The organism is Capnocytophaga catalasegens, from assembly GCF_026005215.1.
Taxonomy (GTDB): domain Bacteria; phylum Bacteroidota; class Bacteroidia; order Flavobacteriales; family Flavobacteriaceae; genus Capnocytophaga; species Capnocytophaga catalasegens.
Window position 1 is genome coordinate 1 of sequence record NZ_BPMA01000035.1, and the last position, 9,577, is coordinate 9,577.

Below are 9,577 nucleotides of genomic sequence, written 5' to 3' on the forward strand. Positions count from 1 at the left end.
CTTATCCTCAGCTAACTAAATTAGCAGAAAATGAAGCTGCTGTGAAAGTTGGTGGACTCTTAGGCATAGGAGAAGTTGAAAGAGTTGAATTAGAAAAAAAAGAATGCATTTGTAAACAATATGATTTGATATGGGGGAATAAGGTAAGTTGTGAATTTAGAAAAAAAATAGTAGAGATAGCAAAAGAAATAGGACTCCCTCAAGAAAAAAATAAAGGGGCTAATTGGTTGATGGCTGTAATCGCTTTAGAGACTGCAACAAAATTTAGTCCTACAATAGGGACATTTGGGAAACATAAAGATGATTCTAAATCAGGGTATGTGGGATTAATACAGTTTGGGAAAGCAGCAGCAGAAAGTTTAGATATTAAACGTTCTCAATTAATTAAAATGTCTGCAGAGGAGCAGTTAACTTATGTTAAAGCCTTTTTTCAGCAAAAAATGTTTGAAAATAAGCTAAAAACAATGACCGATTTATATTTGGCTGTTAATTATCCTATAGCTTGTGGACAAGGAGCAAATAAGAATTATGTAGTTTATGATGATACAAATGCTGCATATGATTCAAACCCTATTTTTAAAAGAGAAAAAGACGAATACTTTTTTGATGAAAAAGGAAAAAAACATTATTATAAAGGTAGAAAAGGGAAATCTTACATTTGGGAATTTGAGGAAGCTGTTAATGAATTATATGAAAAAGGTGAAAAAAATAGAGCTACCTATTTCTCCTGTTTAGGAAAAGGAGAGTTATTTATAAATGAGTTTGGATTAGTACAAGTAACTAAAATTGGGAATCCTTATATCATCAATTATGGTACTGAAGATACATATTCTTATATTAAAAAAGATGGTTCAAAGTCTGTAAGTGCCAAACACGGGGACGACTGGATAAAACCAGAAAAAGCCTCTGCCATTTCAGATGCAGTTTATAATTTGGTAAAAGAGTTTCCTAACCAAAAACTACATATAAATGATTGTAGTGCTTATAATCCTTCATATAATTTAGGACATAGTAAAACGGGAGCTCATAGTAGAGGAGAGGCATTTGATTGTAAATTTTTTACAGTAAATGGTGAAGGAACTAATGATATAAACAGCTTAACAGTTGAAGATATCAAAATAAATTCAAGATTTATAGAATTACTAAAAGAGACAAAACAATTTACAGTTTTTTATGCGGATAATGGGAAAATACCTGGTACTAAACACGCTTCAAATCATAAAGATCACTTACACGTAAATTAAATATCAAATGAGAATAGTTTTTTTAATAATAATAGCATCTACTTTATTTTTTTGTGACAATAAACATATAAATAAACAAAGAAAAGAGGAATTGAGAGATTGTATAATCCCTAATAATGTATTAGCTTATATTCAATCAAATAAAGACTTTGAATTGATTGATATTCAGAAACAATTTAGTGAAGATTTCTGGAACTATTATAGGATTCAAAAGAAATCATTGTGTCCTATTGTCTGTTATGGAGATTTCAATTATGATAATGAAAAAGATATAGCTGTTATAGTTAATTACAAAGAATATAAAAGTGGCACTTATCCTAAACACATATTTCCTTTTTTGGTTATTTTTCATAGTTATGAAAAGGAAATAAAAACTCCCTATATTGTCTATAAGACTGATGACTATAAAGAAGAAACTGTAAAATCTGTGATTTATGACCAATTTGAAAATGGAATATGGAGTTATATACAGACAGGTCAAAAAAATGAAAAGGATATTGTCGAAATTGTTATTCCTGAAAAATCAAGTTTTTATGTTTATTGGGATGATATCAAAAAACAATATAGATATAGGAATAGTTTAGATGACGATTATGATTATAATTACAATCCTAAATTAGAAGATTTATTTAAAGGAGAATACGTGTTTAGTACATTTAATAAAGATAATATAAAATACCAGTATATCATTAATATTAAAAATTTAAACAATATAGATCTTATCATAGAAGAAGATGAAGACCAATACGAATATAAGAAAATGGAAGCCTCTATTATAGATAACAATAAGCTTAAGATAGTTTTTGATAGCAAGCTTGATGAGATGGGGATTATATACCTTGAATGTATTGATAGTCTTTACTATATATCAGGAGCTCCTATTTATTTTATCAACATAGGAACTGAAAGTGAAGAGTTGGATAAAATAAAGTGACTTGAAGAAAGATGTAAATAAAATAGTAGAAAATATTGTATTCAATATGAAAAAGATAATATTTTTCAATGTATTAGTACTTCTATTTTGTTTCTCTTGTAATGATAATAACAATCAAAATAAACAAGAGGAAGAATTAGATTGTGAAGAGATTATTTCAAAAATTGTACAATCAAGTTCTTTAGATTGGAAACATTACCCCGAAGCTTTCACAAGAATAGATCGTATTTCGGGAGATAGTATTTTTATCAAAGTTTTTTTTGATATGGATATCACTGATGAGAATGAACCTAATACCAAACAAGTGGTTGAAAATACCATTGCTTGGTTATTACTTTGTGTTGAAGATAATAAAATGTATAATATTACATATAATAATTCTATTCAAGAAATAGGTTTTAACAAAATGCTCTTTGACACAAAGAAAATAAAAGAGAAATGTGATATTAACTATAATAAAGAACCTAATTGCACTAATTATACAGATAAAAAGGGAAATATTAAATATATATGTACTTTCCCTAATCAAGAATTTGAAGTTTTGTATGATACATTGAAAATAAAATATGGTTTAGAAGATGAGCTACTAAAAAAACTACCTAAAAAAGATACAGTCTATAAAATAGGAGAACAATCTGATATAAAGTATAAAATATCTAATGATACCATTGGAATTGAATTATTTTACTATGAAATAGGAGGAAGTACACTATACAAGCTTTATAAAAGAAATGAGGAAGGAATAATAGATCTTACAACTAATTCTTTTTAGTTTCTGTTTATTATATCCATCCTAAAAATACAACGCAGAATGAACTAACTTGGAAACTTTGGAGTGAAATACAGACCCATAATATAAAAGGAAAACCTTTTAATTGTGTTAAGGGAAAAATAAATGATAAAGGAGAGCTTTTAGTAGAGTTAGATACTTCTAAATACAAATGGATCAAAGAAGATATAATTGCTGTATTTAAGATTAAAGGAAAAGAAGGCAACGAAAAAGGAGCTTATATAAAAGAATGGTATTCTCTAATATTACATTCTTATTCTCAGCTAACTAAATTGGCAGAAAATGAAGCAGCTGTAAAAGTTGGTGAAATCTTAGGCATAGGAAAAGTTAAAAGAGTTGAATTAGAGGAAGAAGGACATTCTTGCCCGAGATGTACAGCACCCGTTACTGTAGCACAACTAAGAGAACTTTTCCCAAAAGCAGAAGAAGATACATTAAAAACTGTAGCCGATACCTATACAAAATATATGAAAGAGCTACATATGGATACTTGTTGGAATAAAGCACACTTCTTCGCCCAAGCAGCAATAGAAACAGGATTTAAGTTAGATATAAAATCTGGAGAAGGATTTAATTATTATTGGGAGGATTTGATTGAAAAATTTAGAGCTTTTCAAACTACAGAAGGAAGAAAAAAAGCAAAAGAATGGGGTAGAGCTGAAAGAAATTCAAAGATAAATGGAAAAACAAATCCAAAATACCAAAGTGTTTCTCTTGAAAATAAGAAAAAAATTGCAAATTGGGCGTACTCACCTTCTTTTCAGAAAGGAAAAGAATTAGGAAATATTTATGATAATGATGGATGGACTTTTAGAGGTAAAGGACTTATACAACTTACAGGAAGAAGTGCCTACCAATATGCAAATACTTATACAAAGAAAGAAAATGCTGATATTATAGCAAATCCAGATTTGGTAATGACTAATATTGCTATAGGGGTAATTTCATCAATGGCTTTCTTCAAGTGGAAAAAGATAAATATTTTAGCAAATGGGAATAGAAATACAAAATCTATTTGTGAAGAAGTGGGCAAAGATGTAAGAGCTACTGATCCCAATGGAAAACCATCTAGAAATCATGCTGAAAAAATAATATTTTTCAATAATTCCTCATCAAAAGTTTTTAAAATAGATGAATGCTTATGGGGACACAGTAAAGGGTGGCACGATCCTGTGGACAATCCTAGGAGAACAAAATATAATTCTGGAGGTAATTATAAACCTGTAAATGGTGCTTATGGAAAAGTTAGAAATGGTTATACAAAATTCCATTCAGGGTTAGATTTATTTGCCTTACCATATATAAAAGATGAATATGATGGGACTCCTGTATATGCTTGTCTTGATGGTGTTGTTGTTGAATCCACGTATAAATTAGAATTTTCAAAGGGAGAAATAATGGGGATTGATATAAAAGAGACAGATAAAGTCTTTTTTATTTACATGCATTTAAGCAAGAGATTAGTAAAAGAAGATGAATATGTAAAAGCAGGTCAAATAATTGGATATTCTGGTGTATCAGGTTCCATTGCAAATGGTATTCCAAGTCCTCATTTGCATTTAGAAATAGCAACAGTTAAGAATGCTTATGGTACAGGGGAAAACAAAAGAACCAATCCTGCAAGATTTATAAAATTAAATTCTTATGATACAAAAGACCAAGATGAAGCAGTTGATTATAAATATTATCAAGATGGTACAAAAAAGAAGTGGAGTGCTCCCAAAAACGATCATAGAAAATTATAATTATATAATTTTCATTTTATTATTCTTTCCCATTTTTTCTATAGGACAAGAAATAAAAAACGACCTCCCTTATATCTCTTTTCAAGATTTATCTGACTTTTCAGAATCTTCAAAAGAGATTAATAGAACGATGATTTATCGCTCTGAGAAATTAGCTAAAATATTTGGCTTAAACAATAAGTTTTTTATAGATGGAGGGGACAGGTACTTTATGGAAATGTATTAGTTTCAGAATGGGTGGTTTTAAAGAGTTTTACTGATTACACGTATACTAATAGTAAACAAAGAGAAAGACTCGTGTTTATCACTAAAAAAGAAAATGGTAAGGAAGTGATAAAAAGCATGGTAAAAGTTTTTACAACAAATGATTATGCTATCTGTCAGTTAGATAAAAAAGGACATTCCTTTGGAATTGCCATAGGGAAATACCATATTACAAACAATAAAGAGTTTTTTGAGATTCAACATATTTTCTCAATATTGGATAACAAACTCAAAAAAGAGCCTTTAAACAAGTTGATATATGACTGCCCGCCTCCAAGTGATTATAGCTCTTCAGAAGAACCTGATGAGTACTTTTATGGAGTAAACGGGGGTAAAAAATATGAACGTTATTGGTATGACAACTGATATTAAAAACTAAAATCTTACTCAAAAAATGATGAAGTTAATAATTTCCTTTTTAAGTTTATTCCTGTTGCATAATTGTTCTTTCCAGAAAGAGGGAAAGCAATCTTTAGATAAAGAAAATTCATCAAAAGATGAAATTTTTATAGGAAAAGAATTTTATGCTGGTGATGAGCTTTCGGATTATGAATGTATAAAAAATAGCAGTTATTTTAAATCTGATAGTCTTTGTTATAGTGTTTACAAACCATTGAACTATCATTATTTTGTTTTTAGTTTAGAAAAGTTTCTTTCAAATGAAGATGTAGAAAAATTCCGTATATTAGATACACTGCATCTTAAGAGTATTGCTCATATTAATTTTATCCATAATGAGTTAGGAGCGTCTTTATTTTTAGATGATAAAAAAATAAAAGAATGGATTTTTAATAAGACTCCCAATATTACCACTCCTAAGGACATCGTCATAACAGAAGAGGGGATCATTCAAAATGATAGCGGGGAGATGATTCAATTTAAAAATATTTCTGAGGTCATCAATCGCATACAAAAATCTAAGCTCTTTACGCTGAAAAAAATGTATCAACACGACCTCAATCAAGATGGTGATAAAGATATCTTTCTTGTTTTTAAAAATAACAACGATTTAAAGTCTGATGACCATAAGACTTTGGTTGCCCCTGTTATTTTGTTAATTCATCAAGGAGGTGATAAGTACAAATTCTTTCACAATGAAAAAATCTATCCAAGTATGGAAGGTTTTTTCTTCAAAAGAATTGCTTTTAAAGACAATTTTTTCACCATTGAATTAGATACTGAAGTACCTGATGAATATACCGCTGAAAAGTATATCACTTTTAAATATAGTAAAAATAAGATTGTTCTACACCGATTTGGAAAAATCACCAATTGGTGGGATGAGAGAAAGCCTTTCAATGCTCAACTAACGCAAAAAGACTTTGGAGAAATCCTTTTTGAAGATTATGATCCTGAAAAAATAAACGAAATAATATATAAATAGTTTTTGAGAATATAAACGAACATATATAGCTAATTTTGTATATGCTAATATAAATGGTAATAAAAATGAAGCCTCTGGAGATGGTTGGCGCTTTAGAGGAAGAGGATTGATTCAGTTAACAGGAAGGGGAAATTATAAATTAGCAAATGATTACACTATGAGATTAATGCATAGAAATATTATTGATTCAGATAAGGAAGCTGAAAGTGTAGGTACAGATTTAGAGATAGCAGTATTGTCTTCTATGTCATTCTTTAATTTTAAAAAATATAAAGGGAAAGCATTATATGACATAGCAAATGGTAGTAAAAATGTAAAAAAAGATATTTGCCCTTGGATAGGTAATGATGTTCCTTTACAAAATGGAAAAACAAATTATGAGGAAAAACAAAAAGCTTTTGACACAAAAACATCTATTGTTTTTAAAACAAATGAGTGCAAATTCAAACAACAAAAAGCAAAAAAATATGATATTGAAAAAGCCGTTGAACATTTAAATAAAAAAGCTAAAAGTAAGTCTATAAAAAAATGTGCTCTCTATGTAAGACAAGCTATAAATGCAGGAGGAATCTTTGGACTAAACGGTGATGCAAGATCTTACTATGAAGATGACAAATTAGAGAGAGCAGGCTTTACTAAAATAGGAAATGATATCAATTCAATAGAATTAAAGAAAGGAGATATTGTAGCTTTTGCCGCTGTTAAAGGACATATTTATGGACATATTGCTATGTGGAATGGGGAACAATGGGTTTCTGATTTTAAGCAAAATTCATTTTGGGTTGCAAATCAATATTCAGTAGAAAAAAAATATGTCTTATATAGGTGGATTGAAAAATAACAAAATTTTGCTTATGAAAAGAGTTATTATTATACTTATCACAATTGCTTTTATCGGTTGTAGAGATAAAAAGAACGCGAATAATGTAGCAGATACAGAAGTTGCTATAGCTACTTTAAAAGCATTTTATTTATCAGCGTACAATGATTCGGTAGATAACCAAGAAGTTCTATTTAAACAATATGTTTCTGAGCAATTGTTAGAAAAGATTGAGGAACTATCTGCTGATATGACATTAGATTACGACCCTTTTATAAAGGGACAAGATTTTTTTGCTGATGTTCTCAATAGTACATTAAAAATAACACCTTTAGAAAATAAAAATGAATACAGATGTTGTTTTTTACTATTTGGAAACACTTATGAAAAAGAAACTTGTGTAGACTTTTTATTAGAAAAAGATAAGGACGGACATTTTGTAATTTCTAATATATTAAATGATGATATTTTAGCAGGGAAAAGGGATATAATGCCTACTTCCGATGATAGTTATTTAGGAAAGATTCTTTTTAGAAAAAAGATAGATATGAACAAAGATGGCATTGAGGATAGGTTTATTGTTTATGATTCAGGAGATGACCTTTTTGCGACCATAAAGATAGTTTTAAGTGATAAAGGAAAAGAAAAAATATTTTTCAATAATAGGATAATTAATAACACCATTACAAGTGGAGAAGGATTTAGAAATATTTCTTTTGAGAATCATTTTTTCACTATTGAAGAAAACACCTCTACAGATCCTGTACAAATAAAATACACTACTTTTTCAATAGATTATAAAACAAATGAAATTTTTCTTTACAGAGTAGAGGTTTCAAATATTTTCAACAATGCATCTGATGATTTTGATATAATTCGAACTCAAAAGGACTTTGGAGAAATCTCTTTTGAAGATTATGCTTCCTGAAAGAAATAAAAAGAAAAATTTTGTAAAACTTCCTTCCGTTTTAACAGGAATGGAATATAAAGCTAAGTATATTATAAAATATAACGGGAATTATGAAAGATGGTACAATGCAAGAGATAATAATGCACAAAAATTATATCGAGAATCATTAAAAAAGATTAAAGCGAAATTTATAGAAGAATTTAAAAAATAATTATTTAAATCATGAAAAGAATATTATGTATTATCTCGCTTATAGGATTAGTCATAGCTTGTAATAATATAAAGAATCAAAACAACAATATTTTTTCTCATAATCAAGAAAGTACAAAAGAGGTATATTGTGAAGAAATAATTTATAAAATTGTACAATCAAGTAATTTAGATTTATCTCTATATCCAAAATATTTTGTAAGAATAGATAGAATTGAGAATAATATTATCTTTATTCAAGTATATTTTGAGAATAATATTTCAGAAACTAATGATACTAAGCAGATCGTGGAAAGTACTATTGCCTGGTTATCATTAGAGGTTAAAGAGAAAAAATTATATAATATAACTTTTGATATAGAAAATCCTATAGTTTTAAGTTTTGATGAAAAATTACTTAATGCAGATAATATAGAAAGAATATGTATGAAGAGTAATGAGGAAAAGATTATATCAGAATCTAAAAGTAGTAACCATATCAGGATAAAGAAAAATTTAGTAGATAAAAAATATAAGGGAAAAATGGATCAGAAAACTTATTAAAAAAAATACCTCTAAAAAGTTTCTATGATAATAAACACTATATAAATTACACAATACAGAAAAACAATATTATTATAGAAAAAGAAGTTCCCTTAGGAATTGTCTCAATTAGATTAAGAAAGAAAAATAATATATGTGTTTTGTCCTATGAAATAAAGTATCCAGAAGAGTAATTACTAATTTTTTTATAGTATCTTCAAATAAAGAATTTGAAAATAATCTCCTTACAATTACAAATAAAGGGGATATAGTAGAAGCGTATTTCTGTAATTCAGATGATACTGAAAAACGAAAATTTATAGAATCTGGAAAAGTTGCACATTTAAAGATATATGCAACTAATATGAAAAACAGAGAAGTTGAAGTATTGTTTTTTACAAGAGATAAATTTCTATATTCTAAAAATACAACACAGAACGAACTAACTTGGAAACTTTGGAGTGAAATTAAGACCCATAACATAAAAGGGGAACCATTCCATTCTACTAAGGGAAAAATAGATAATAAAGGAGAGCTTTTAGTAGCGTTAGATACTTCTAAGTGTAAATTAGATAAAGCAAATATAATTGCTGTATTTAAGATTAAAGGGAAAGAAGGTAAAGAAAAAGGAGCTTATATAAGAGAATGGTATTCTCTAATATTACATTCTTATCCTCAGCTAACTAAATTGGTAGAAAACAAAGCAGCCGTTCAAGTAGGTGAACTTTTGGGTATAGGAAAAGTTGAAAGAGTT

General features: G+C 28.2%; 11 protein-coding genes. All 11 read left to right on the plus strand.

Going from position 1 to position 9,577, the window contains the following annotated elements; all coding sequences use genetic code 11:
• Positions 1-1,244: hypothetical protein (locus OO775_RS09720; protein ID WP_264846890.1), on the plus strand; the 1,244-nt coding region annotated here is incomplete at its 5' end.
• 7 nt (positions 1,245-1,251) lie between these two features.
• The gene (locus OO775_RS09725; protein WP_264846891.1) at positions 1,252-2,178 is read left to right on the plus strand and encodes a hypothetical protein; all 927 of its coding nucleotides are present in this window, start codon (positions 1,252-1,254) and stop codon (positions 2,176-2,178) included.
• 46 nt (positions 2,179-2,224) lie between these two features.
• Complete coding sequence (locus tag OO775_RS09730) at positions 2,225-2,950, plus strand: hypothetical protein (protein WP_264846892.1); 726 nt, start codon at positions 2,225-2,227, stop codon at positions 2,948-2,950.
• A gap of 290 nt (positions 2,951-3,240) precedes the next feature.
• On the plus strand, positions 3,241-4,713 hold the full coding sequence (locus OO775_RS09735; protein ID WP_264846893.1) for a peptidoglycan DD-metalloendopeptidase family protein: 1,473 nt from the start codon (positions 3,241-3,243) through the stop codon (positions 4,711-4,713).
• 330 nt (positions 4,714-5,043) lie between these two features.
• Complete coding sequence (locus tag OO775_RS09740) at positions 5,044-5,343, plus strand: hypothetical protein (RefSeq protein WP_264846894.1); 300 nt, start codon at positions 5,044-5,046, stop codon at positions 5,341-5,343.
• Positions 5,344-5,371: 28 nt separating this feature from the next.
• Positions 5,372-6,361: a hypothetical protein gene (locus OO775_RS09745; RefSeq protein WP_264846895.1), complete on the plus strand. Its 990-nt coding sequence runs from the start codon at positions 5,372-5,374 to the stop codon at positions 6,359-6,361.
• A 106-nt stretch (positions 6,362-6,467) separates the two neighbouring features.
• A complete protein-coding gene (locus OO775_RS09750) occupies positions 6,468-7,202 on the plus strand; it encodes a hypothetical protein (protein WP_264846896.1) in 735 nt (244 codons plus the stop codon).
• Between the two features lie 13 nt (positions 7,203-7,215).
• A complete protein-coding gene (locus OO775_RS09755; RefSeq protein WP_264846897.1) occupies positions 7,216-8,109 on the plus strand; it encodes a YqhG/Tai3 family protein in 894 nt (297 codons plus the stop codon).
• Complete coding sequence (locus OO775_RS09760; protein WP_264846898.1) at positions 8,099-8,302, plus strand: hypothetical protein; 204 nt, start codon at positions 8,099-8,101, stop codon at positions 8,300-8,302. Before OO775_RS09755 ends, OO775_RS09760 begins: the two co-directional genes overlap by 11 nt.
• An 11-nt stretch (positions 8,303-8,313) precedes the next feature.
• A complete protein-coding gene (locus OO775_RS09765) occupies positions 8,314-8,844 on the plus strand; it encodes a hypothetical protein (protein WP_264846899.1) in 531 nt (176 codons plus the stop codon).
• A 343-nt stretch (positions 8,845-9,187) separates the two neighbouring features.
• Positions 9,188-9,577 (plus strand): hypothetical protein (locus tag OO775_RS09770; RefSeq protein WP_264846900.1); only part of this gene is annotated, 390 nt, incomplete at its 3' end.